Source organism: Robertkochia solimangrovi (assembly GCF_007279655.1).
Classification (GTDB): domain Bacteria; phylum Bacteroidota; class Bacteroidia; order Flavobacteriales; family Flavobacteriaceae; genus Robertkochia; species Robertkochia solimangrovi.
This window is the reverse complement of sequence record NZ_QKWN01000001.1, coordinates 704,926-728,667: the sequence shown is the minus strand read 5'-3', so window position 1 is coordinate 728,667 and position 23,742 is coordinate 704,926. Positions and strand designations below refer to the sequence as shown.

Genomic DNA, 23,742 nt, shown 5'->3' with positions numbered 1-23,742 from the left:
GCAAAAATTTTTTTTGATGTTCAGCACTGAAGCCTATCGTGATCTGCTTACCGCACATTTACAGGAGAAAATAAAGACAGAGGAACCTAAAAATCTCTATGAACCCATGGTTTATATACTCAACCTGGGAGGAAAACGACTGAGACCGGTTCTCACTTTACTGGCTACGGATCTCTTTGGCGGAGACCACAAGCTGGCTCTAGATGCGGCTTTGGCTGTGGAGATCTTCCATAATTTTTCACTGGTTCACGATGACATCATGGATGATGCCCCTATCAGACGCGGCAAACCTACGGTACATGAACTCTGGGATGTGAATACCGGAATTTTATCCGGAGATGTGATGCTGATCATCGCCTATCAGTTATTCGAGAATTACGAACCGAAAACTTTCCGTGATCTCGCCACTTTATTCAGCCATACCGCTGTAAAGGTCTGTGAGGGTCAGCAATACGATGTCGATTTCGAAAATCGTGACGATGTCAGTATTTCTGAATACCTTACGATGATCACCTACAAGACCGCCGTTCTACTTGGAGCTGCGCTACAGATGGGCGCAATTATCGGGAATGCTACGGAGGAACAACAACATCAGATCTACGATATCGGGATCAATCTCGGAATCGCTTTTCAATTGATGGATGACTATCTCGATGCCTTCGGAGATGAGAAAACCTTTGGTAAAAAGACCGGAGGAGATATCATCGAGAATAAAAAGACCTTTCTTTATCTTAAAACCCTTGACAATCTTGACACCGGGGATGCTGCACAATTGAGACATTTATACTCGGTTTCTCCGGAAGACCCGGAAAGCAAAATTGTGATGGTCAAGGAGCTGATGCAAGAAAGTGGTGCAGTTGACGAAACAGTGAATGCTATTTCGGAATACACCCAAAAAGCGATGGATCTGCTTGACAGACTAGAAGTCCCTGAAGAGGGGAAAGATATGCTGAGAAAACTCGCTTCCGGACTCATGCGTCGTAAGGTCTAATCGATAAAACATCGCAGCCCTGCGAAAACTCTGACACCCTGATTCGGGGCGTACACATAGGAAGGATCGAAGGTCAGTGCATAGGGATTATCAGGCGTTGACATAACGTTCCCGTCGTTATCATATTCGACATTCTTATCGAACGGATCTTCTGCCCTGGCGATCAAAAAGGGATTTCCTTTATCCGGCGTCCAGTCCAGCAGATTCTTGACGCCTCCGTAGAATTCAAACTTCTTAGATCTTATATAGGTAAACTGGATGTTTTGTATACTCCAAACTGGTGAATCGGGATTCCTCGGATCGAGATCTCCAGCCAGCGGTAAACGCATCGGACCGTACAGGTTTCCGGTGTAATCGATCTTCAGATTCCAGGGTATTATGGTATAGGAAATGCCCCAGGTACTACTGAAACGTTCGGTTAAAACCGGCCTTATCGTTTCTCCTCCGTCATTCTTTTTTACATCCATCAGGGTACCACCAAAGGAAAATTTCAATCCGTTCGCCAAATGATAATCCAGATTAACACTAAAACCTGTGGTGGTGGCGTATCCATCGAGATTTCGATACAGGATCTGATCCGGATCGGTATCATAGTCTGGTAATATGATGTTATTAAAATATGTATACCAGGCCGACATTTCCATCTCCAGATAATTACCACTGCCGGAATAAACCTTTTTAAGGTAATTAAGATTTATGTTCCAGGATCGTTCCGGTTTTAACGATTCTTCAATTACCACTTCCCTGGCTCCGGTAAGCGCTGCATGGTCTTCCGTAAACAGATTCACGACCCGGAAGCCTGTACCGGCATTCAACCGTAAAATATCAGTATCGGTCAGCTTCCATTTAAAAGCAAGTCTTGGTGTAAAGATATTTCCATGGCGTTTATCATAATCATACCGAAAGCCAGTAAGCAAACTACGTTTTTCATCGAATCTCCATTCATCCTGCACAAATACCCCAGGTATCATTACTTCATCCGGCAAATTTCCATGAGCATTCTCGGTAGCGGGCGTATTATCATCATAAAAATTATAACGTCCGGAAATACCTGAGAGCAGACTATGAGAACCCAACTCCTGATCCCAGGTTAACCGGGCAAACCCGATACGTTGCACTGCCATAAAGGGCGTATTTCCATACCAGGAATTCTGATCGTGATCGGTATAGGAAAAGGTGAACATCAAATCCGGATCCACCGGAAGCTGGTATTCCCCGAGGACCTCCCAACGCTTGGTATAGATACTCTCTCCATAGACCTCATCACCTCCCCGATATTCGGAAGTCCATTGCATCTCTCCACCCCAACGATCTTCATAAAAGAATCTTCCAGCAAGTCGGAAGACACGATTTTCCGGTCGGCGAAAGGAGAATTTATCAAATACAGAAATCCTGTGTTGCAGGGTAACATCAGTAAAATTATCTTGATTATTATCTACAGGATGGTCATAGTTAAAGTAATTTACTCCCAGCAGCGTGGTTGCAATTTCACCTACTGACATCTTAAAACCCAGATCCAGATTATACGCTCCATACCCTGTCAGATAAGAATCGGCAGTGAAGGTACCCGACAATTCAGGATCCTTGGTAATAATATTGATGAGTCCCCCTACGGCTTCACTTCCATACAGGGAAGATGCCGGACCTTTCACGATCTCAACTCTTTCGATCAAAGAGTTCGGAATTCCAGACAGACCATACACCGTGGAAAGTCCGCTAACGATCGGCATTCCGTCAATCAGAACCATGGTATACGGACCTTCGAGCCCGTTGATATGAATATCCCCGGTATTACAGACATTACAATTTATCTGCGGTCGCACCCCATTCACCTGTTGCAAGGCTTCAAAGACATTTGAAGAAGGGTTCTTCTGAAAGAATGCCGGTTTATAAACTTCAACGGGTACGGGAGTTTCCATTCGACTGACGGGTTTCAGAGTTCCGGAAACCACTACCTCATCAAGCTCATCATCCGGCAGCAGTTCCACCTTAATAAAAACATCCTTTTCACTCAAGACTACCTTACGATAAACTGTGACAAATCCGGTATAGGAGATCTCTAGTTGATACTTCCCCGGTAAAAGATCCCTGATCTCAAAGATCCCTTCGTCATTCGCAACTGCCCCATAAGCAGTCCCTCGCACTGCAATATTGGCAAATGGCAATACACTTCCATCGGCATGCACCTCTCCTTTGATACGCTGTGCCTGAAGCTGGCAGAGGACCAACAAAAATATAATCATCAAGAGAAGTATTCGATTTTGAAACATTAAAATATATTTTTAGACAAAGCTAAAAATTTGTTTTTGCAAATAAAAATGTATTTTTGTCAAAACTGAGAACATGACCTTATCTGAAGAAGACTACCTCAAAGCCATCTATCATCTATCACGGGATCAGAAACAGGTTTCGACCAATGCTATAGCCGGTAAAATGGACACCAAAGCATCCTCTGTTACCGACATGCTAAAAAAACTTTCGGAAAAGGATCTGGTAAATTATAAGAAGTATCAGGGAGTACGATTGACTGAAACCGGAAGAAAACAGGCGGCCATGATCGTTCGTAAACATCGTCTATGGGAGGTATTCCTTGTGGAAAAACTGCATTTTTCCTGGGATCAGGTTCATGACATCGCCGAAGAACTGGAACATATCAAAAGTCTGTCGCTCATCGAAAAACTGGATACGTTTCTTGACCATCCCCGTTTTGATCCGCATGGTGACCCTATACCGGATAAGGATGGAAATATTCATTCGATGGATAAAGTTTTGATCGCATCTGCAGTCAAAGAAAGTATGGGTATTGTAGTAGGAGTGAAAAAACTCAACTTCAGAATTTCTGCAATATCTCGATAAACTGAATATCTCTTTAGGAGATAAAGTAAAGGTATTGCATAAGGAACCTTTTGACAACTCCATGCTGATTACGGTCAATGGCATTGAGACTCATATTTCCTCATTAACCGCCAACAACATTTACATTAAAATAAACTGATATGTTTGAATATATACTTCAATTTTTTGAAAGTATCGACCCGGTATGGGGTGCTCTAATCGCTACTACCTTCACCTGGTTTCTCACCGCACTCGGAGCTTCTGTAGTTTTCTTTTTTAAGAATATGAAAAGAAGTGTCCTGGACGGAATGCTCGGATTTACCGGAGGGGTAATGGTAGCTGCCAGTTTCTGGAGTTTACTTGCACCAGCTATTGAAATGAGTTCGGGAGAAGGATTTGCCAAGGTATTACCGGCTGCGGTCGGGTTCGGGCTGGGCGCTTTATTCCTGTTCGGACTCGACAAATATCTGCCGCATTTACATATCAACTTTAAACCCAGTGAAAGCGAAGGTGTGGACACCAAACTTCACCGAACAACCTTACTGGTACTAGCGATTACACTGCACAATATTCCTGAAGGACTTGCCGTAGGAGTATTGTTCGGAGGGGTTGCTGCCGGCATTCCGGAAGCATCTATTGCGGGAGCTGTAATTCTGGCGATAGGGATCGGAATTCAGAACTTCCCGGAGGGTATCGCCGTATCTATGCCTCTAAGAAGACAAGGAGTGAGCCGTAGAAAGAGTTTCTGGTATGGACAGCTTTCAGCGATCGTTGAACCCGTTGCAGGAGTCATCGGTGCCCTTGCCGTAACCTTCTTCACTCCGGTATTACCCTATGCTCTTGCCTTTGCAGCAGGCGCAATGATATTTGTAGTCGTTGAAGAGGTGATTCCGGAAACACAGCAGGATAAATATACCGATATTGCCACACTGGGATTTATGGGTGGATTTATTGTAATGATGTCATTGGATGTGGCATTAGGATAAAAAAATTGCCCCAACAGATTTCCATGTGGTTAATTAGAGATCGCTAAATCAAATTAATTAAAAATACCCCTGAAACGGGAATATAAAACCATAAGAACAGAAATCTTATTGCGGCAATTCTGATTTTAAAAGAACTTAGTTCCCCCCTTCCTTGATATAGCCCCAGCCTTCGCTTTGACGCTGTACCAATTCCAGTATGCCATCTGGTACGGTCAAAATTCCAGGCACCAATGCCGTAGCATCAATATTGTGACGCTTCATCGTGCCTTCACAGACTTTAAAAGCTACGTTCTTGGATTTTGACAGCTCCTGAATATCTTTGGAAACCGTTGATTTATCTGCAAGAGCCATATCGATTGACCCCCCATACATCACTACTTCGAACTGAGAATCAGGATAGGCCTGAGACATCATCTTTACATGACGAATAGCCGATTCCTGAGTCTTCGGATTATTGCTGGTCACATCAAACACGATCTTCACAGGTTTCTCCTGTGCAAAGACCGCGATACTCAGCAGCAACCCCAATAACAGGCTGATATACTTTTTCATCTTTTCTACATTTATTCTCCTGCGAAAATATATCCGCAATTATGCTCCTGAGCTCTTCCCAATGCCAGTACTCCCGAAGGTACTATCTGGATTCCGGGAAGAATCCCACTTTTCCATTCATCGTATACCTTAGCGGCATCCATGCCAAGTTTAGCAGCTGTAAAACCACTATAAACTTTTAAAGCCAGATCGCATACACAGAACATAGCTCCACGCTCCTGAAGTTTTTTGATACCATCTACCCCAGGCACCGGAAAATCGCTATCCGTTGGCTCATACACCACATTGCGCATAGCAGGCTTACCGGTAGACATATCATTAATCTCAAAGGCCTCACCCAGCTTATACTGAGACCAGAGTCCGTCGTCCATGGCAAATGGAATCGCATTATGACGTAACACACATACAGCCGTCATATCTTCATCAGGTGTACCATTTGCGTTATTGGTTGCATAGAACGCAAAGGTCCAAAGCACAGGAAAACCTTTATGCGGCATGGAACCATCGAACACTGCGCGATGCGTTCCTTTAACCTGTTTGAACCATTCATCGACATCAGACATAGAAACATCTGAGTCTAACTTTGCAAAGTTCGACGCATACACCGGATTAGACAACATACTTAAACTTCCTGCTGCTGCTCCCATCACCAGGGCACTCATAAAATTTCTTCTTGAATTGTTTTGATCGGAATTCATCATAATCTATATTTAGTTAAGGTTGTTACTAACTGATAATAGGTATGGGGACTCCGAAAAGTAGGGGGTAGTACAAAGGGAAAAGTAGATAAATGTAAGAATAAAAAACAAAATAATCAATTATATTTTCCTGTTTTTCAGTGCTTTAAATAGTCATTTAGATTTTTTCATTCCATATTCCTTCTGATAATATTCCATGATGGGTTGAAAGGGTCCTAATTGATGCTGGGTCACATCAAATGGATCTGCAAACGGTGGATAAGGTGTTGATACAGGCTTCTTCTTCAAATCAGGAAAGTCTGCTTCAAGATTCGTTTTAACGGGACGTAGTTGCACATTTATATACCCGGCCACATCATAGCATTCTTCATCTGTCAGATAAGGAGCATTATAGGATGTCCCAAAGGGCATATTCGCTTTGATGAATTCGGCAGCAGTGATCACCCGGGTCATCCCGGCCCCATTATTATACGTATCCACACCCCACAAGGGTGGATACAGAAATCCGGTACTATCTTTTTTAACGACCCCACTGCCATCAGGCTGATGACATACAGAACAATGCCTGTCAAAAAGCTCCTTTCCTTTAACGGTATCAACGGCTCTTTCCGGCAATTGCACATTCAGGTATCCGGTTCCTTCGGGAGGCTCACCATCGATCTTATATTTATCCAGCCAGCGAAAATAGGCAACAAAAGCCAGCATTTCCCTTGACCCCTTCTCCATGAGCCTGCCATTCATACTTCGTTCCATACATCCATTGATACGATCTTCTATCGTTCCGATCTGATCTTCACGACCACGATACTGAGGATAGCGATCCAAAACACCGATCATGGGTGCAGCGTAAGGTTTGGTACCAGCAAACAAATGACAATTTCCACAAGACAAGGTATTCCCGGCGAAATGCATTAGGGTATCTCTACTCCTCTTACCGATATAGGCAGGGGTCTTTTGAAAAAGGTCATACCCATATAAGATCATCTCATTTTCCGCCGTACTGTCGAGCATTGCAATATCCCGGTATATATTCAACGGATCAGAATACTCCGAGGCTATACCCATTCCAAACCTTGGAAACAACTCATAATAAATGACCAGCAGGATTACCACCGCTATTGCCAGAAAGCAGCAATACCGTTTGATAAGACCTCTGAGATCCCTGAATTGTTTTCGTAATTTCTTTTTTCCCATATGCTGCGCGCTATTATTTTCGGGGCAAGAGGGAAACATTAGTGCCAGTTGAAGTGCCGCACTATTTATCTAAAATACAAATATTTAAGAGAATTAAAAATCTTATTTATCAGCGGAAGAGGTATGATCGCTAATGATCACCCATTGGTCGCCGAACTTTCTCCAGATCAGTGTGAAATAACCGCTAAGATCTCCTATTGTTCGTGTCAAATGGAATTCACCGATCAGTTGAATAACTACCGGACTCACTTGTTGAATTCGATTGACCGTAAAGGAAAGTTTGCCCATCGCGGTGGTATTCGGATACGACTTAAAATAACGATCCTTGGTCGCCTTCCACCCGAAAACAGGTCCGCCGGAACCTACAAAGGCGAGGCTGTCGGATTTCCAGTAACCCTCCATAAATTCGGTGATATCCCCTTTATTCCAGGCATCTTCCTGAAGTTGGAGAACTTCGAGCACCGCATTCTTATCAGATTCCACAAGGGTTTGCTGGGCGGAAAGACCGATAGTTAGGAACAGCAATACAAGGGAAAAGAGCTTACTTTTCATAAACTAAAGTATTTGATCAATTGGTTAGTGAAGTAAATATAAGATTAATCAAGTAAATCGAGGGTACGCTCCATACTATACATGAACATCCATTGTTGCTCTTTTGCTTCTTCATAGACATCGAGGATACGTTTCTTAAACTGATCGAGGAGTCCATGCACCAATACATACTTGACCGCCTCATCAAAGGAACGCACTACACTCTTGTAGAAAGCTTCCTGATTCAGTTTTTTTTCCCGGTTATAGGTTTGAGTGATCTCGATATTAAACCACATTACATCAGCGATCAACATCGGCTCTACACCAAGACTTAAGAAATGTTTGATATATTTCTGTGCCACAGAACGTCTGGCTCTCGCCTTTTTCCGTTTTACCGGAAAGTATTCATTGGCGATCTTCTCCTTGCATTCTGCGATGAGTTTATCTTCATTCGGATTAAAAGCGAAATCATAATATACCTTGACATCCCTGAAGGAAGTATATAAGTGCAATAACTGCTCTTTTAACTGTTCTTCATTAAGGGAATCCAGGTATTTTTTCAGCGCTCTTTTCGACATAGAAAGGGAATTACCTGCAATCGCAACCGGATTTACCGCAGGCTCCTGAAGCAGATTTTTTAGATTTTCCAAAAGAAAATACGGAAGCAGGAATCAAAAATTTATTTACGAGATAACCCACTGCGACGATCAAAATCAGATATGTTATTATTTCCTGTACCATTATATTCCAATCCTTTTTCAAAGTTAATCAATTAATCAAAGAACAATTCCTATGAAAAGGTTAATTGACGTGTTGTTATTTTAAAACCTGATAAGCGATCAGGGCTACCACATAGGCAAAGATGGTCATAGTAACCAACTGTCCGATCGGCCATTTCCAGGAATTCGTTTCCCGCTTTACAATAGCAATTGTACTCATACATTGCATGGCAAAGGCATAGAATAGCAACAAGGATACTCCTGAAGGCAAGGTGAACAATTTTTCTCCAGTAGAGGCATTGATCTCACTCTCCATACGATTCTTGATCGTCTCTTCTTTATCACTTCCTACGCTATAAATGGTCGCCAACGTTCCCACGAATACTTCCCTTGCAGCGAACGAACTAATGATCGCGATTCCGATCTTCCAATCATACCCAAGCGGTGCAATAACAGGCTCAATAGCTCTTCCCATAATTCCGATATAGGAATGCTGTAATTTATAAGAAGCTATCTTTTCAGCAAGATGTTCCGGAAGTTCTTGTGTGTTTGAAGCCTCAGCCGTTACTATTTCAGAGGCACGATCGAAATCATCCCCTGGTCCGTTAGAGGCCAGGAACCAAAGTACGATCGAAATGGCAAGAATAATCTTACCGGCTCCGAAAACAAAGCTTTTTGTCTTTTCAACCACTGTGATCAGCACATTCTTAACAAGCGGTAATTTATAGTTCGGCATCTCCACCACAAAGAAGGTCTTGCTTTTGATCTGTAATACTTTATTCAGTACCCAGGCTGAAAACACCGCCACCCCAAATCCTAATAAATATAAGCCCATCAGGGTGAGTCCTTGCACATTCATTCCCATAAAACGGGTATTCGGTATCACCAGTGCAATAATGATCAGGTATACCGGTAAACGCGCAGAACAGGTGGTAAAGGGTGTTACCAGTATGGTGATCAAACGCTCTTTCCAGTTTTCAATATTTCTCGTGGCCATGATGGCAGGAATGGCACAGGCCGTTCCGGAAATCAAAGGCACCACACTTTTTCCACTGAGTCCGAAGCGTCTCATCACACGATCCATCAGGAATACTACCCGACTCATATAACCTGTTTCCTCTAAAATTGAGATGAAAAGGAAAAGGAATGCGATCTGCGGAATAAAGATGACAATCCCACCTAATCCGGGAATAATCCCTTCGGAAAGCAGATCGGTCAGTGATCCCGGTGGAAGATTTTGCCCAACCCATTCACCGAGGTCGGCAAAGGTCGCATCGATAAAATCCATCGGATAACTACTCCAGTCGTATATCGCCTGGAAAATGAGCAACATGATCATAAAGAAGATCAAATACCCCCAGACTTTATGCGTCAGAACACGGTCAAGGGTGGCACGGAAACCTTTGGCAGCATTCACATCTACCTGGTAACCTTCTTTCAACACCCCGTTGATGAACTGATATCGTAATATTGTCTCTTTTTGTTGTAATCGTTTCAGGTCAGATTTCGAACGGGTTGTAAATCCAGCGGTATCCGGAACTAAATTCCGATCGAGATTCACAAAGTTGACATCCTGTGTGATCACCAGCCAAAGTTTATAGAGCTCCTGTTTTGGAAAGGTAGCCCTCAGGTCTGCAAAATATTCCGGATCGATACAGGAAATATCGACACAGGGCTCGGTAGAGATCTGTCGGCACTCGAGTATCAGTTTTTTCAATTCTTCGATCCCGGTTTTTTTCCGGGTACTCACTACAGCGATCTTCGTGTTCAATCGCTCTTCCAGAAGGGGAACATCCAGGGAGATTCCACGCCGACTCATACGGTCAGCCATGTTGATCACCAGGATGGTCGGGATACGCAGGTCTTTGATCTGCGTAAAGAGGAGGAGATTACGTTTGAGGTTTTCCACATCAGTTACCACAACGGCAACATCCGGATAATCCTTATCATTTTTATTGAGAAGCAGTTCGATCACCACGTTCTCATCGAGTGAGTTTGCGTTAAGACTATAGGTTCCGGGGAGGTCGAGAATATGGGCTTTCACACCTCTGGGAAGTTTACATACTCCCTCTTTCTTTTCCACCGTGATCCCGGGATAATTTCCAACTTTTTGATTGAGCCCGGTAAGCTGGTTAAAAACTGAAGTCTTTCCGGTATTAGGGTTCCCGATCAGGGCTACATTCAACTGCCTGCTCATAGCACTGCTTTTTCTTCCAGTAATTCAATTTCGATATGACGGGCGGTCTCTTCGCGGATTGCGAGATAAGACCCATTGATATTCAGATAGAGTGGGTCTCTAAACGGCGCGAACTGGATCAATTCTACCGTATTTCCCGGCAGACATCCCATTTCCAGTAATTTTATAGGTATATGATTTGAAGTTACTTCCTTGATTATCCCGCGCTCGCCCCGCTTTAATTCTGCTACCGTCAACGTAAACTTTATTTAGATTCATTTTAAGTAAGCAAAAATAGAACAAAAAAAGGGTTTAAAGAAATTATTAACTACTTAGTATCAAAAGGGATATTTGCTGCGCAAGTTACAATGGTGACAATGGTTTAATAAAAATATTAGTGCCCCTAGTGTCACTAGTATCTCTGGTATCAATAATACTACTTACCCTAAGGTTGGTCTTCCTGTTGGAGCACCTCGATATCGTGTAGCACTTTTTCGATCCCCTCCTCAGAGGTACCGTCATAGAACCCGCGTATTTGCCCTTGTTTATCTACCAGGACGAAATTCTCGGTATGGATCATATCGAAAGGCCCGCCATCGCCGGTAGTTTCCACAGCGAGATAGCTTTTACGCGCCAGTTCGTAGATCTGCTTCTTATCACCGGTGACAAGATTCCATTTACTATCGTCCACGCCTTTTTTCAGTGCATATTTTTTCAGCACCGGAACCGAATCGATCTCTGGTGTCACCGAGTGTGATAACAACATCACCTCCGGATCTTTCTTGATCCTGCGCTGAATACGCACCATATTATCGGTCATGATCGGACAAATGGTCGGACAGGTGGTAAAGAAGAAGTCCGCCACATAGATCTTTCCTTTATAATCCGCTTCTGTAATGGTATCGCCATTCTGATTGATCAGTTGAAATGGAGCGATGTGATGATATTTTCGCTGATACTGAATACTCTCATCGACGAGGGTAGCATTCACCATATTCGGCTGATAAACAGGCAGCACCTCTTTAGGCTTCAGCGCATCATAGAAAAGTGAGATGATAACGGCGGAAACGAGAAAAAGAGTGATGAAGAATATCTTGTATTTGCTAAAGAACCGGAGCATGGTACTGATGTGTTTAGGCTGCAAAAATACGGAACGTTTTTTAGTTAGTACGCTTGAGACAGGTAAGAGTTTTGAATTACCAGTTATGCGTTACCTAATAATGGATATTGTTGAAATGAACTGTGATGTTCGGGATTGGAGGTTAAAATTTAAGCCGATTCTTTACTGGAAGGGATTAACTTGATGTAGTTCGAAGGAAATTTTGCATAAATAAAAAAGCCAACCTTACGGCTGGCTTTTACTTTGCTCCCCCTCTTGGGCTCGAACCAAGGACCCTCTGATTAACAGTCAGATGCTCTAACCAACTGAGCTAAGGAGGAGTGTAATTTTCATTACTTTCGTTACTTTTTTCCTCTTGCGAGGCCCGCTGTAACAGGTGTTATCCCTTTTTTGCGGTTGCAAATATATACGTTTTTTTATTTACACCAAACAAAAAAATAATTTTTTCTGTTATTCGAAAATGGCACGGTATATATCGTTACCATTTGCGTACAAAAGTAAGGCAATTAAAATAAAGAATCCTATAATTTGTGCATATTCTAAAAACTTTTCACTCGGCTTTCTACCACTGATGATCTCGTATAACAAAAACATCACGTGACCACCATCCAGTGCCGGAATAGGCAAGATGTTCATAAAAGCCAGAATGATCGAAATAAGCGCCGTACTCATCCAGAATCCCTGCCAATCCCAGGTTGATGGGAAAAGTTTGGCGATGGTTCCGAAACCGCCTATTTCAGTTGCTCCTTTTTTCGTAAACAGAAATTTCAAGGAAGACACATAATCTCTGAGTGTCCAGTATCCATAACTTATGCCGGCAGGAATCGCTTCTCCTAAAGTGTACTGTCTGTCGATGATCTTGGTTCTATCAAAATCAAAGTCCACGTATATCCCCAGGGCATTATCTTTACTAGCAATACTGATGGTATCATTAGCGCCGTTACGCTCATAGATCATTTCCATGGGAGCTCCTTCGCTTGACTTCACTGTGTTTTTAAACTCATCCCAATATAAAGCTGAAGTTCCGTTCAGGGAAAGGATCTTATCTCCTGGTTGAAGACCTGCGTCGACTGCCGGAGATCCTGGATTCAGACTATCTACCACCGAATAAACTCTTGGAACGAATGGCTGGGTAGCGCCTGATTTGTATAAATAGGTACCAAGGCTATCCGGTAAACTGATCATTTCAGTTTGACCGTTGTTATGACGTACCGTTATACTTTCGAGTCCGCGTACCACCATCAGGCGATTTACGTCCAGAATATTATCCGGTTCTGTTCCGTTAACTTCTAAAATTTGGTCACCATCGCTGAAACCGTATTGCTGTAGTTCGGTGGCTACTGAGAATCCGTTTGGAAAGGCATCTGCCTTGATTTCCTGTTTACCCCAAACGAACAGGATCATGATATAGATGAAATAACCGAGTAAAAGGTTAACTGTCACTCCACCCAGCATAATGATCAGTCGTTGCCAGGCCGGCTTGGAACGGAACTCCCAAGGCTGTGGTGGTAAGGCCATTTGCTCCTTGTCCATACTTTCATCGATCATCCCGGAGATCTTCACATAACCTCCTAAAGGAAGCCATCCGATACCATAGACGGTCTCACCGATCTTTTTCTTAAATAAGGCATATTTTACATCGAAGAATAAAAAGAATTTCTCAACACGGGTCTTAAAAAGCTTCGCTGGAATGAAGTGTCCGAGTTCGTGTAAAATGATCAATATAGATAAACTCATAAAGAGTTGTATGGTCTTCACCAAAATTGGGCTCATAGTATTTTTTTCAAATGAAATCGCACAAAAATAACTGTTTCAATCAGATTCACACAATCTAATTGCCGAAACACGGAATTTTAACCTCTCTTTTACTTTTGGCTCTACCGTTATGCGCATTTAAATATAATATATTAAAGGCCGATAAAAAATGAAAGGTTCAACCTTATTCCCTATGGTTGTTTACTCCTACAAAAGATTCTCCATTCTCATTTTTCAAATAACAGGTAGCCGGTATTTCTGAGTAATGTTCTTTCGTTCATTACGCACCTACTTTTAAATTAAGACAACTATTCCTCATCATTTATGTTCAATAACTTACTGCTATTTCATGAATCTATTCAAATAAATATTTTTCCCTATTTTAACATTCAAATGTAAATTACACATTCTGAACTGGAAATGAACATACTGAATCCAATCTTTGTGATACTTCTGTTATTGATAAGCGTATCCCGATCAGAGGCTCAGGAGATTGTTCTAAAACCGGGACAGAAATTATCGAAATCAGAAAAAGGAACCTATTACAGATTTCCTCCGAAGATCCTAAATAAATTTATCGGAACCTGGGAATTCAAGGATGCCGATGCGATATTCAGAATTAAAATTGAGGCTAAAAAAACCTTTGTTGAAGGCTCTGATGTCTATATAGATGTATTGTCGGGTAATTATTGCACTAGTAAACCGGAAGCAGGTGACTTTGATGATGCATCCAAAAATATTCACGGACTGAATAATACCTTGAAAGTTTTAAATGACGATCACGCATATTTCAGAATCTATGATTCCGATTACAAAAAGTTCGGAGTATTAACACTGGAAATACTCCCAAATGATAAGGCTAAATGCAAAATCCAAAATTATGGTATGCAAATCAATCAAAAGGTAAAAGGATTTTCGATGCCAACCGATATGATACTGACTAAAATACTTTAAACTAATACCAACCAACCATGAACCTAAAAAATTCCTGCTACTCTTTTGTATTTCTTTGTCTAGGGTGCTTCACTGCCGTTATTGCTCAGGAAAAACATTATTATCAAACCGATTTTCCTCCGGAGGAATTTCAAGCGCGCAGAAACCGCATTTTTGACGAGATCGGTGATAATGCAATCGCCCTGATTCAAAGCGCTCCCACAGTAGCCGGATTTAAGGTCTTCCGTCAATCCAACACCTTTTATTATCTGTGTGGTATCGAAGAAGGACACGCCTATTTATTACTAAACGGGAAGAACCGAACCACCACCCTTTACTTACCTCATCGGGATGAAGGGCGAGAACGCAGCCAGGGGAAGATCCTTTCAGCTGAAGATACGGAACTCGTGAGTACACTAACGGGAATCGACCGGTTACGTCCCGTGGAATATCTCGGAAATGATCTCGTAGGTACCGGACTCATCAAAGGTTCCACACCTGTATTATACACTCCTTTGAGTCCTGCAGAAACCGGAAATGATAGTCGGGATGAGATTCTTGGCGGACATGCACGGGCCGCCGCCGATCCATGGGATTCTCAGATCACCAGAGAGGCCCAATTCAAACAACTTCTGAATGAACGTTTTCCGGAATTTGAAATAAAAGACCTCTCACCGCTATTAGATTCCATGCGCCTGATCAAGAGCCAAAGAGAAATTGAAGTCATTCGAAAGGCCACCCAAATTGCAGGTCTGGCGATCATCGAGGCTATGCGTTCCACCAAACCCGGCATCTATGAATATCAGCTGGATGCAGCCGCGAAATTCATCTTCTATCAACACGGTGCCCAGGGCGACGGTTATCCGGCCATCATCGGTGGCGGTGCGAATGCATTTATGGGACATTATTTCAGAAAAACCGATGCACTAAAAAATGGTGATCTGGTCATTATGGATTATGCTCCGGATTATCATAATTATACCAGCGATGTAACCCGTATCTGGCCGGTAAATGGTACATTCAATAAGGAACAAACCGCACTCTACAATTTTATCGTTGCCTACCGGGATGCCCTTTTCAGATACCTCAAACCCGGAGTAACCTCAGATGAAGTACTGGATAGTGCAGCAGCCGATATGGAAAAATACCTGGAAGGCAAAGAATTTAAAAATCCGAATCACCTGAAAGCCGTACGGGAAGGCATCAAATTTCGAGGACACTTTCAGCATCCGGTTGGTATGGCTGTTCATGATGTCGGGCAGGTACGAAGGGTTCCTCTTGAACCCGGAATGGTCTTCACCATCGATCCTATGATCTGGATTCCTGAAGAACGCCTTTATATCCGCATAGAAGATGTTGCCGTTATCACGGAGACCGGCGTAGAAAACCTCAGTGCTTTTGTTCCTTCCTCCATCGAACAGGTACAGAGCACGATCAAGGAAAAAGGACTCACCGAATTCCGCCCGGCCGAGACATTACCGCTCAAAAAACCATAGTCAGACAATCATTAGTGTCCGTTTATAATCTTCTGGTCTGCTGGCGCATTGGACAGTGACGATCCCACTCCCGATAGGTTCCTGGCTCTATCGAATGGAGTACGGTTTTTGGATTTTATTCATGGACAGACTAGGGCATACCAGTAACTTTAATGGACCGTTTGATTATTTTTGGTTAATGCTTTTCTAATTCCAGGCACTTATTTTTTTACCAGGGAGTATTGGGGACCGGCACTACTGGAAGTTGCTTTTGACACCTAATATCGGAAGAAGGCAATAAAAGGAAACCGACCATTTGAAAATCAAAATCGCCACAGCTTTTTCGAATAGCTCATATTCCTATTGTTTGGAGAAATCCGAGTAGTTACTTCTATATGTTTTCCTTAAGTGCAAATAATCAACCTTATAACCCAAGACTTTTAATATACGCCTCATTGTTTGTCGGTCTCCCTAAAAACTCCTCCACAACCTCATCAACGTCTCGTTGAGAGCCATTGCTCAGAATGAGCTTTCTGTACCGCATTCCGGTTTCAGCATCCAACAATCCGTTCTTCTCAAATTCGGTAAACATATCTTCGGCATAAACGTTAGACCATAGATAGCCATAGACATATACCGGATGGGTATTGAAATGGATAATGCTGGCCTGACGGTGCGTACCTTCCATATAGTAAGGCATTATACCCATATCCGTTTCGATGTCCTTCCACAATTGATCGGTATTCAAAGGATGTTCCGGATCATATTTATCATAGAGATTAATATCGTATAAGGCAATGCGAAGCATTCCATAAAGACTCAGTCCTGAAGCAGCCTCTTTTGCTCGTTTTATATTATCGAACAGTTCTCTTGGAAAAACCTCCCCTGTTTCATAATGATGGGCAAAGGAACTGAGAACATCATAATCTTCTATCCAGTTTTCAAAGATCTGAGACATCGACTCTACAAAATCAGCTTTGGTTTCTGCAAGTGTAAAATACTTCCCTTCATAAGACATTAGGTTCATAATATGTCCGAATTCATGAAACAGGGTATTTAACTCTCGTAAACTAAGCAATGACGGTAATTGATCGGTAGGTTTGGTGAAATTTCCCAACAGCATGCCTTGTGGAATTTCATAACCTGCCTCCGTTTGCCTGCCCATAACCAGGGGTTGTGCATGAAACCAGGTATTTTTATTCGCTCTGGGATACAGATCGAGATAGAATCTTCCTCGGAGCTCATCTCCATCATAGACCTCATACATCTCAACATCATCCGCCCAAACCGAAGCCTCTTCCACTTTTTTAAAGGTAAAGCCCAAAAGTTGCTGATAGATGGTAAACATACCTTGCATACATGATTCCATAGGAAGATACTCCCGAATCTTTTCGTTGTCTACATTAAATTTTGCTTTCAATAAGCGGGTTTGGTAATACGATATATCCCACGGATCGATCGGGTCCTTGCCCCCATTGTTATCGGCAGGCAAGTTCAATTCAGTATTTCGTATGCTTATCAATCCGGCAGCATCCTTAAGTGCTTTTTCCTTCGACGCTTCCGTTAATCCATTCAGAAATTCCCAAACCCGTTTTGGGGTCTTCGCCATTCTGCGTTCCAGGTTATATCCGGCAAACGATTCATATCCCATTAACCTTCCTAATTGATAGCGCTTCTTTAAAAGGGAGTCGAGTAGGGCCAGATTCCCATCAGCTCCGATATTGTAAAATTTCATCGCATATGCTTTTCGAATATCACTGGAACTCGCATTGCTTAACACCGGATCACTGGTAGCGTTGTTAACCGGAATCTTATAGCCCCCTTCCTCAAGTTTATATTGTATTTTAAAATTTTCAGGCAAACCATCAGCCTGCTCTTCATCAAGTTCAATAAAATCATCATACGCACTCATGTTGGTACTGAACGCTGTACTTAAAGCAGTAATTTCACTATTAAGCTTTTTATAAGTTTTCTGATCCTGCGGACTCAGATCAACGCCTGACCGTTTCAACTCTTTAATAATTTGACTGATTAACCTTTCCTCAGCCCCTTGCAATTCCTTCCCGCTTTCTGAAGTCGCAAAAGCATTCAGCTTTTCAAAAAGTTCTTTATCAGAAGTAATACTCGTAAACATGGAATCTATTCGTTGATATCCTTTACTAGCCTTTATTCGTGTCAGGGAATCGGTCGAAACATCATACATCATACTGGCATTGGTATAGCATATAACCATGTCATCCATAATTACATCCATAATGCCGAAGGTATTGTCAAAAGTCAGTTGTTCTTCAGCTTTAATCCCATCGAGTTTGCTGTTCGTCTGATCTATGGTAACAGTGACATATTCATCGATATCGGCGGGTGTTAAAGCACTGTATTGTATGGGTTCATTTAATTCTACATGAAAGGGATTGTCTGGTGACATTTCAGAAACGGGTTCCGCTGTTTGATCAGCGCATCCCAGAAGGATCAAAAAGACAAAAAGGGAGATCGCAGTTAGTATTCTTCTCATTATGTTGGTGGTTTTAATACGGGAAGATCCCGTACAGGTTTATATATGCGCTTCTTACGAATTACTAAGATGATTTGGAAGGCAAGTTCCGGGATTGGCGATATTGGAGGAAAGAAAAAATTTATCGTCCCTGATTCTCCGGATCGATCCCAAGATAATTAAATAATGTATTAATCCACAGCTAATTGGAGGGAAATTTTATACCATGTGCAAAATATGGAGATCTGTAGACACACTTCAAAGTGACGATGCGACTTAACTGACCTATGGTGAAAGTGATCAAGTGTTTTTTAAAATTATAAGCTAACACTTACATTTGAAAACGTACTACTTTCCACCATTTCCCCGGGTTTAACTCCCATTACTAAACCCCCGAGGGTACGTCTGTAGATTTCTAATCAAGAGAGAATCGTTGAAATATAACCTACCATTAATCGACTAATCCCTGTTTTCTGTATTACTGTACGCTATATGTTGAAATACAACTTTTTATACTATATTGAGAAATAATTAAACCTAAAGTAATAATATCTCTATGGCGCGTCATTTACTACTATTCCTCAGTTGCCTTTTATCCTTTATCGCGAATGCTCAATCGAACGAATCCCTGCATGATCAGGGCCAGTTCGATCAACTCATTATACGCGGTGTAACCCTGATCAATGGGAATGGTGCTCCGCCTATGGGACCCGTAGATATCGTCATCGAAAAAAATACCATCACCGGTATTCATAATGTGGGATATCCGGGCGTAGCCATTGATGATGAGAGACGTCCCAAACTCAAAGCGGGAGGTAAGGAACTCGATTGTGAAGGCATGTATCTAATGCCTGGATTTATCGATATGCACGGACATATCGGTGGGGAAGCTCAGGGTGCCGACTGGGAATATGTGTTTAAACTTTGGATGGCTCATGGGGTGACCACGGTAAGGGAACCCGGAGGTAGAGGACTCGACTGGACGCTTGATCTTAAAAAGAAAAGTGAAAAGAACAGTATCATTGCCCCCAGAATATTTGCCTATACTTTTTTCGGACAAGGCAGTAAATCTCCCATCAACACTCCGGAAATGGCACGGGAATGGGTACGGGATAATGCCAAAAAAGGTGCGGACGGCGTGAAGTTCTTCGGGGCTGAACCCGATATTATGGAAGCTGCTCTCCAGGAAAATAAAGCGTTAGGGCTCGGGTCTGCGTGTCATCACGCCCAGTTGAATGTGGCCGGATGGAATGTTTTACATTCTGCCCGTGCCGGACTCACCAGTATGGAACACTGGTACGGCCTCCCCGAAGCCTTGTTTACCGATAGAACGGTACAGAACTACCCTTTAGATTATAATTATCAGAATGAGCAACACCGTTTTGAGGAAGCTGGAAAGTTATGGCAACAGGCTGCACCGCCCTATTCCGATCATTGGAATGCGGTGATGAACGAACTACTGGAACTGGACTTTACCCTGGATCCAACTTTTAACATCTATGAAGCCAGTCGTGATCTGCAAAGGGCCAGAAGAGCAGAATGGCATGAGGAATATACGCTACCTTCCCTTTGGAAATTCTATCAACCCAGCAAAGTATCCCACGGATCTTACTGGCACTACTGGGGTACCGAGCAAGAGGTAGCCTGGAAAAAGAACTATACCTTATGGATGACTTTTATCAACGAATATAAGAACAGAGGCGGAAGAGTGACCGTAGGTTCCGACTCCGGATTTATTTTTCAACTATACGGTTTCGCCTATATCCGGGAATTGGAATTGATGCGGGAAGCCGGCTTCCACCCACTGGAGATTATCAAAGCAGCAACTTTAAGCGGTGCTGAAGCTTTAAAAATGGATGACAAGATCGGATCGGTCAGTATCGGAAAACTCGCAGACCTCGTGATCGTAGAAGAGAACCCATTGCAGAACCTAAAAGTCCTTTACGGTACCGGAGCCATCAAACTCACTGAAGACAATGAAGTCGTACGTGTTGGAGGTGTTAAATATACGATCAAAGATGGTGTGGTATACGATGCCGGAAAACTACTGGCTGATGTTCGGGAAATGGTTGCCAAAGCCAAAGAAGCCGAAGGATTTGAAATTATTCAGCCGGGGGTTAAAAAAGGAGAGTGATTATTATTTAAAATAACTCATAGTCTTACTTTTCATTCCACCACAGGGTGATTTCCCCCTAAATCACCCTGTGGCAACTATTACCCCCAACCGAAACCATTATTTCGCTATCTTAGTGAGGTTCAATCCCCCCGGAAGGAATCACTGCCCATCTTTACTTCCATTATTCGGTTATTCCCCACATCTGCTTCTTAACATTCATGTGATGAATACCAACCATTAATATCAAACATATGGAAGCTAACACCAACCCAACACCTGCCCCGGTCAAAGACAAAGATCGTATCCATGTTCTTGATGCAATTCGCGGGATTGCCTTACTCGGAATCCTGCTGATGAACATCTATATCGGCGGGAATTATTACGATCTGGAATTTACCCAGGCTCTGATCGCCGATACCGGGAGTCCTAATTTCATCACTGCCGTTATCATTACTATTTTCTTTGAGGGAAAAATGCGAGCGCTGTTCTGTATGCTGTTCGGAGCCGGACTCATGCTTTACTTAATCCAAAAGAAACGTCCTGATAATCCGAAAGGGATCTGGAAACTCTATTATTCCCGAATGTTCTGGTTACTACTTTTCGGATTCTTTAATGCTTATGTCCTTTTATTCTATTATGACATCCTGTACTTCTATGCTATTGCCGGGATGATCGTATTTCTGCTACGAAATATGAAGCCTCGCTATAAAACGATGATCCTGCCGGTCATCGTTCTTTTAGGGGTAGTCTTTCACAATCTCAAATACGGAAGCGACCGCGCCACCCGCCTGGCTTATCTCGAGGCCATGAGTGCTAAAGAACAAGGCGCGGAACTCTCCGAAGAACAGAATGAATCGGTTGCTGCCTGGGATAAGCTCTATGCGGAAATGGACTTCTCCGGGGAGAACCTGAAAGAGGACACCGAGAAAATGAAAGGTGATTTCAGCAGCGTGGCTTCCGTTACCTATAAAAAATCCAGAGAAGGCCAATTCGAATACCTGCCCCTGGCCCTGGCAGATCAGATCCCACTGATGCTGCTGGGAATGGCTCTCCTGCAATGGGGCTTCTTCACCGGACGCTGGAAGAAAAAATGGTATCTCTATACCCTGATCGTTGGATATGCCATTGGATTCCCGATGGCGATCTACGAATTCTATCAACGTTATTTCGTATGGTCCTCTGCCGATGCCATCCTCAATTATATCGACAACAATCCCTATGTATTTTTCTTTTTAAGCGATCAGATCCAACGGATTTTCCTGGTCATGGGACACGTTTCACTGATCGTTTTACTACATAAAGCGGGTGCTTTTACCTCGCTTTTTCGAAGGTTTGAAGCGGTCGGACAAATGGCGCTTACCAATTATCTTATGCAATCGGTGATGGTAACACTGTTTTTCTTTGGATACGGACTGAACTTCTTCAATGAATTACAGTTATATCAACTCTATTTTGTCGTCTTTGCGATCTGGATCCTGCAGTTGATCTGGAGTCCGATCTGGCTAAAATATTACAAGTTCGGTCCCTGTGAATGGCTGTGGCGGACCCTCACCTATCGAAAACGAATGCCGTTTAAACGATATGTTCCGGGTGAAGAAAATCTGGTTGCAGAAAAGATAAGCGTTGAGTGATGTTCCCGTTTCCAGGTATTGATGCAGAAGCTTGCCATCCTACAATCCTGTAGGTCGTTGATTCAAGTTTTTTTCCGATAGACCAGCGCTCTGTTTTGCAGGTGCTCAAGAGAAAACATTATATAAAAAGAGAGGTTGCAGACACCTCTCTTTTTCATTCCATTAAACTATTGATTATTCTATGGTTATATATTCATAAACCGCAGTGTCACCCTCCGGATCATTATCGGTATTCCAGGAAAGTATATTTCCATTTTCATCATATTCATAGATATTCCTAAAATGATTACCATAGTTTGTACTAACTTCAATGGGATTATTCTTGCTAACTTTTAAACCAAATAAAGAAAAGAAATGATTGTAATCGAATTCCATACCCCCACCAAATGCATCCAGATTCTCTGACGTATCATGGTCGGTGATCGTACATATATAATCGTCATCCCAGGCATAATAGATCATTTGATCTTCTTCATTGCGCTTATAAATCTGATACCAATCTGCCGGATATTCCTCATCCTGATTCGTATAGCGAATTGAATCAATATATATTCCTTCGTAATAGATCTTTAAGGAACTCACCGGGCTTACACCTGTCAATTCGATCATTCCTTCCGAATAGCTTACCAGAATATTGTCCTCGTTCATCAATTCTGTTCCTTCATATTCCTTATCAATCATTTCCGAAATTTTTCCATCAGCATATTTGATGCTCGTTTCGTAAGATGAATTATCATCCAGATATAACTCCTTTAATAATATCGCTCTGTTATCATCATCATATTCCACCTCATAACGATAGATTTCCTCTCCTTCAAAAAGATGCGAATAATTCTTTAAAAAAGACCCCTTCGTAGTTTCAGGGGTTTCAGGAGTTTCTCCGGTTTCCTCGTCGTTATCTATACTTTCTGAGGTACAGGAAAATACGAATGGAGCAAGCATAATAAGCAGTAGCCATCTGGCTGAAAGCAGGTTCTTCATAGATAAAAGTGTTATTAATTTAGAGGACAAGTATAGCAATTCATTGAGATTATTTGAAGGAATTTTCTGTATATTTTTGAATACTTTGTTCGGAGTCATAAAATAAAATTACAACTCCCTCGTTTCCAGTTAAGAAAAGAAAATCTTACAAAATTGGCACAGGTTTTGTACTTTCACATTCCACAAATCGTTTAAAACTTAGACCACTTATGAAAATTAAAATGATCATCGCAGCCTTTATGTTCCTGATAGCGGGACAGGCTTTTGCACAGGGAAAAGGCAACAGTCCGAAAGCGAGACAACAAAAGGAGCAATCCAAAAAAGCCGCTGCTCATCACAGAGCCCTGGCTAAGGAGGAACGCGAATTCCACAGAGAACTTCGCAAAGAACACCTTAAACATTTAAAGAAATGCCATTCCTGTAATGTCGCTTTCTATCACAACACTAAAGATTATTACTATAAAGACGATGTTTATTACGCTAAAAAAGATGATGAGCCTATCCATATAGATGCCGAGGTATTCTTTAAGTTCGGATCTATCAAGGTTTCACTATAAA

The 23,742-nt window shown here is 42.3% G+C and carries 19 protein-coding genes, 1 tRNA gene and 1 pseudogene; 8 read left to right on the top strand and 13 right to left on the bottom strand.

Annotation, left to right across the window (positions count from 1 at the left end; genetic code table 11):
- Positions 1-16 precede the first annotated feature (16 nt).
- Positions 17-991 (top strand): polyprenyl synthetase family protein, encoded by a 975-nt coding sequence (locus tag DMZ48_RS03120; RefSeq protein ID WP_143953626.1) that lies wholly within the window; start codon positions 17-19, stop codon positions 989-991.
- Here DMZ48_RS03120 and DMZ48_RS03115 read toward each other — a convergent pair.
- Positions 988-3,234, bottom strand: a complete 2,247-nt coding sequence (locus DMZ48_RS03115; protein WP_242009100.1) for a TonB-dependent receptor — start codon at positions 3,232-3,234, stop codon at positions 988-990. The two genes, DMZ48_RS03120 and DMZ48_RS03115, sit on opposite strands and share 4 nt — an antisense overlap.
- Positions 3,235-3,334: 100 nt before the next feature.
- Here DMZ48_RS03115 and DMZ48_RS03110 point away from each other — a divergent pair.
- Both DMZ48_RS03110 and DMZ48_RS03105 read left to right on the top strand, forming a co-directional pair.
- Positions 3,335-3,986: pseudogene (locus DMZ48_RS03110) on the top strand (metal-dependent transcriptional regulator).
- A gap of 1 nt (position 3,987) precedes the next feature.
- Entirely contained in the window at positions 3,988-4,812 is an 825-nt protein-coding gene (locus DMZ48_RS03105; RefSeq protein ID WP_143953624.1) for a ZIP family metal transporter, read from the top strand.
- 135 nt (positions 4,813-4,947) lie between these two features.
- On the opposite strand, the gene DMZ48_RS03100 is transcribed toward DMZ48_RS03105, so the two are convergent.
- The 10 genes from DMZ48_RS03100 to rseP all read right to left on the bottom strand — a co-directional run bounded on the left by DMZ48_RS03100 (position 4,948) and on the right by rseP (position 13,575).
- Positions 4,948-5,364, bottom strand: coding sequence for a DsrE family protein (locus DMZ48_RS03100; protein WP_143953623.1), 417 nt, complete (start codon positions 5,362-5,364; stop codon positions 4,948-4,950).
- Positions 5,365-5,375: 11 nt separating this feature from the next.
- Positions 5,376-6,065 carry a Tat (twin-arginine translocation) pathway signal sequence containing protein gene (locus DMZ48_RS03095; protein ID WP_242009091.1) on the bottom strand — a complete coding sequence of 230 codons (690 nt, stop codon included), beginning with the start codon at positions 6,063-6,065 and terminating at the stop codon, positions 5,376-5,378.
- A gap of 150 nt (positions 6,066-6,215) precedes the next feature.
- The gene (locus tag DMZ48_RS03090) at positions 6,216-7,256 is read right to left on the bottom strand and encodes a c-type cytochrome (protein WP_162558655.1); all 1,041 of its coding nucleotides are present in this window, start codon (positions 7,254-7,256) and stop codon (positions 6,216-6,218) included.
- 102 nt (positions 7,257-7,358) lie between these two features.
- On the bottom strand, positions 7,359-7,808 hold the full coding sequence (locus DMZ48_RS03085) for a YybH family protein (protein WP_143953621.1): 450 nt from the start codon (positions 7,806-7,808) through the stop codon (positions 7,359-7,361).
- Positions 7,809-7,852: 44 nt separating this feature from the next.
- A complete protein-coding gene (locus DMZ48_RS03080) occupies positions 7,853-8,437 on the bottom strand; it encodes a DUF6155 family protein (protein WP_338420292.1) in 585 nt (194 codons plus the stop codon).
- Between the two features lie 166 nt (positions 8,438-8,603).
- A complete protein-coding gene (gene feoB / locus DMZ48_RS03075; protein ID WP_143953619.1) occupies positions 8,604-10,703 on the bottom strand; it encodes a ferrous iron transport protein B in 2,100 nt (699 codons plus the stop codon).
- On the bottom strand, positions 10,700-10,939 hold the full coding sequence (locus DMZ48_RS03070) for a FeoA family protein (protein ID WP_143953618.1): 240 nt from the start codon (positions 10,937-10,939) through the stop codon (positions 10,700-10,702). Before DMZ48_RS03070 ends, feoB begins: the two co-directional genes overlap by 4 nt.
- A gap of 188 nt (positions 10,940-11,127) precedes the next feature.
- Positions 11,128-11,802 carry an SCO family protein gene (locus DMZ48_RS03065; protein WP_143953617.1) on the bottom strand — a complete coding sequence of 225 codons (675 nt, stop codon included), beginning with the start codon at positions 11,800-11,802 and terminating at the stop codon, positions 11,128-11,130.
- A 246-nt stretch (positions 11,803-12,048) separates the two neighbouring features.
- Positions 12,049-12,122, bottom strand: a tRNA-Asn gene (locus DMZ48_RS03060).
- Between the two features lie 130 nt (positions 12,123-12,252).
- Complete coding sequence (gene rseP / locus DMZ48_RS03055) at positions 12,253-13,575, bottom strand: RIP metalloprotease RseP (RefSeq protein WP_143953616.1); 1,323 nt, start codon at positions 13,573-13,575, stop codon at positions 12,253-12,255.
- A 402-nt stretch (positions 13,576-13,977) separates the two neighbouring features.
- On the opposite strand from rseP, the gene DMZ48_RS03050 reads away from it, so the two are divergent.
- Positions 13,978-14,511, top strand: coding sequence for a DUF6705 family protein (locus DMZ48_RS03050; RefSeq protein ID WP_143953615.1), 534 nt, complete (start codon positions 13,978-13,980; stop codon positions 14,509-14,511).
- A 17-nt stretch (positions 14,512-14,528) separates the two neighbouring features.
- Entirely contained in the window at positions 14,529-15,986 is a 1,458-nt protein-coding gene (locus DMZ48_RS03045; RefSeq protein ID WP_143953614.1) for a M24 family metallopeptidase, read from the top strand.
- A gap of 403 nt (positions 15,987-16,389) precedes the next feature.
- Here DMZ48_RS03045 and DMZ48_RS03040 read toward each other — a convergent pair whose 3' ends face one another.
- Positions 16,390-18,477 (bottom strand): M3 family metallopeptidase, encoded by a 2,088-nt coding sequence (locus tag DMZ48_RS03040; RefSeq protein WP_143953613.1) that lies wholly within the window; start codon positions 18,475-18,477, stop codon positions 16,390-16,392.
- A 535-nt stretch (positions 18,478-19,012) separates the two neighbouring features.
- Here DMZ48_RS03040 and DMZ48_RS03035 point away from each other — a divergent pair.
- Entirely contained in the window at positions 19,013-20,590 is a 1,578-nt protein-coding gene (locus DMZ48_RS03035; RefSeq protein WP_143953612.1) for an amidohydrolase family protein, read from the top strand.
- A 233-nt stretch (positions 20,591-20,823) separates the two neighbouring features.
- Complete coding sequence (locus tag DMZ48_RS03030; RefSeq protein ID WP_143953611.1) at positions 20,824-22,203, top strand: DUF418 domain-containing protein; 1,380 nt, start codon at positions 20,824-20,826, stop codon at positions 22,201-22,203.
- Positions 22,204-22,377: 174 nt separating this feature from the next.
- Here DMZ48_RS03030 and DMZ48_RS03025 read toward each other — a convergent pair whose 3' ends face one another.
- Positions 22,378-23,184: a hypothetical protein gene (locus tag DMZ48_RS03025; protein WP_143953610.1), complete on the bottom strand. Its 807-nt coding sequence runs from the start codon at positions 23,182-23,184 to the stop codon at positions 22,378-22,380.
- Between the two features lie 209 nt (positions 23,185-23,393).
- On the opposite strand from DMZ48_RS03025, the gene DMZ48_RS03020 reads away from it, so the two are divergent.
- Complete coding sequence (locus tag DMZ48_RS03020) at positions 23,394-23,741, top strand: hypothetical protein (protein ID WP_143953609.1); 348 nt, start codon at positions 23,394-23,396, stop codon at positions 23,739-23,741.
- Position 23,742 lies beyond the last annotated feature (1 nt).

What these genes read in the sequence shown, in the direction of transcription:
- DMZ48_RS03020 (WP_143953609.1), top strand. Translation starts at nt 23,394, where the DNA reads ATGAAAATTAAAATGATCATCGCAGCCTTTATGTTCCTGATAGCGGGA.
- rseP (WP_143953616.1), bottom strand. Translation starts at nt 13,575, where the DNA reads ATGAGCCCAATTTTGGTGAAGACCATACAACTCTTTATGAGTTTATCT.
- DMZ48_RS03030 (WP_143953611.1), top strand. Translation starts at nt 20,824, where the DNA reads ATGGAAGCTAACACCAACCCAACACCTGCCCCGGTCAAAGACAAAGAT.
- DMZ48_RS03100 (WP_143953623.1), bottom strand. Translation starts at nt 5,364, where the DNA reads ATGAAAAAGTATATCAGCCTGTTATTGGGGTTGCTGCTGAGTATCGCG.
- feoB (WP_143953619.1), bottom strand. Translation starts at nt 10,703, where the DNA reads ATGAGCAGGCAGTTGAATGTAGCCCTGATCGGGAACCCTAATACCGGA.
- DMZ48_RS03035 (WP_143953612.1), top strand. Translation starts at nt 19,013, where the DNA reads ATGGCGCGTCATTTACTACTATTCCTCAGTTGCCTTTTATCCTTTATC.
- DMZ48_RS03025 (WP_143953610.1), bottom strand. Translation starts at nt 23,184, where the DNA reads ATGAAGAACCTGCTTTCAGCCAGATGGCTACTGCTTATTATGCTTGCT.
- DMZ48_RS03050 (WP_143953615.1), top strand. Translation starts at nt 13,978, where the DNA reads ATGAACATACTGAATCCAATCTTTGTGATACTTCTGTTATTGATAAGC.
- DMZ48_RS03040 (WP_143953613.1), bottom strand. Translation starts at nt 18,477, where the DNA reads ATGAGAAGAATACTAACTGCGATCTCCCTTTTTGTCTTTTTGATCCTT.
- DMZ48_RS03065 (WP_143953617.1), bottom strand. Translation starts at nt 11,802, where the DNA reads ATGCTCCGGTTCTTTAGCAAATACAAGATATTCTTCATCACTCTTTTT.
- DMZ48_RS03095 (WP_242009091.1), bottom strand. Translation starts at nt 6,065, where the DNA reads ATGATGAATTCCGATCAAAACAATTCAAGAAGAAATTTTATGAGTGCC.
- DMZ48_RS03085 (WP_143953621.1), bottom strand. Translation starts at nt 7,808, where the DNA reads ATGAAAAGTAAGCTCTTTTCCCTTGTATTGCTGTTCCTAACTATCGGT.
- DMZ48_RS03120 (WP_143953626.1), top strand. Translation starts at nt 17, where the DNA reads ATGTTCAGCACTGAAGCCTATCGTGATCTGCTTACCGCACATTTACAG.
- DMZ48_RS03105 (WP_143953624.1), top strand. Translation starts at nt 3,988, where the DNA reads ATGTTTGAATATATACTTCAATTTTTTGAAAGTATCGACCCGGTATGG.
- DMZ48_RS03090 (WP_162558655.1), bottom strand. Translation starts at nt 7,256, where the DNA reads ATGGGAAAAAAGAAATTACGAAAACAATTCAGGGATCTCAGAGGTCTT.
- DMZ48_RS03045 (WP_143953614.1), top strand. Translation starts at nt 14,529, where the DNA reads ATGAACCTAAAAAATTCCTGCTACTCTTTTGTATTTCTTTGTCTAGGG.
- DMZ48_RS03115 (WP_242009100.1), bottom strand. Translation starts at nt 3,234, where the DNA reads ATGATTATATTTTTGTTGGTCCTCTGCCAGCTTCAGGCACAGCGTATC.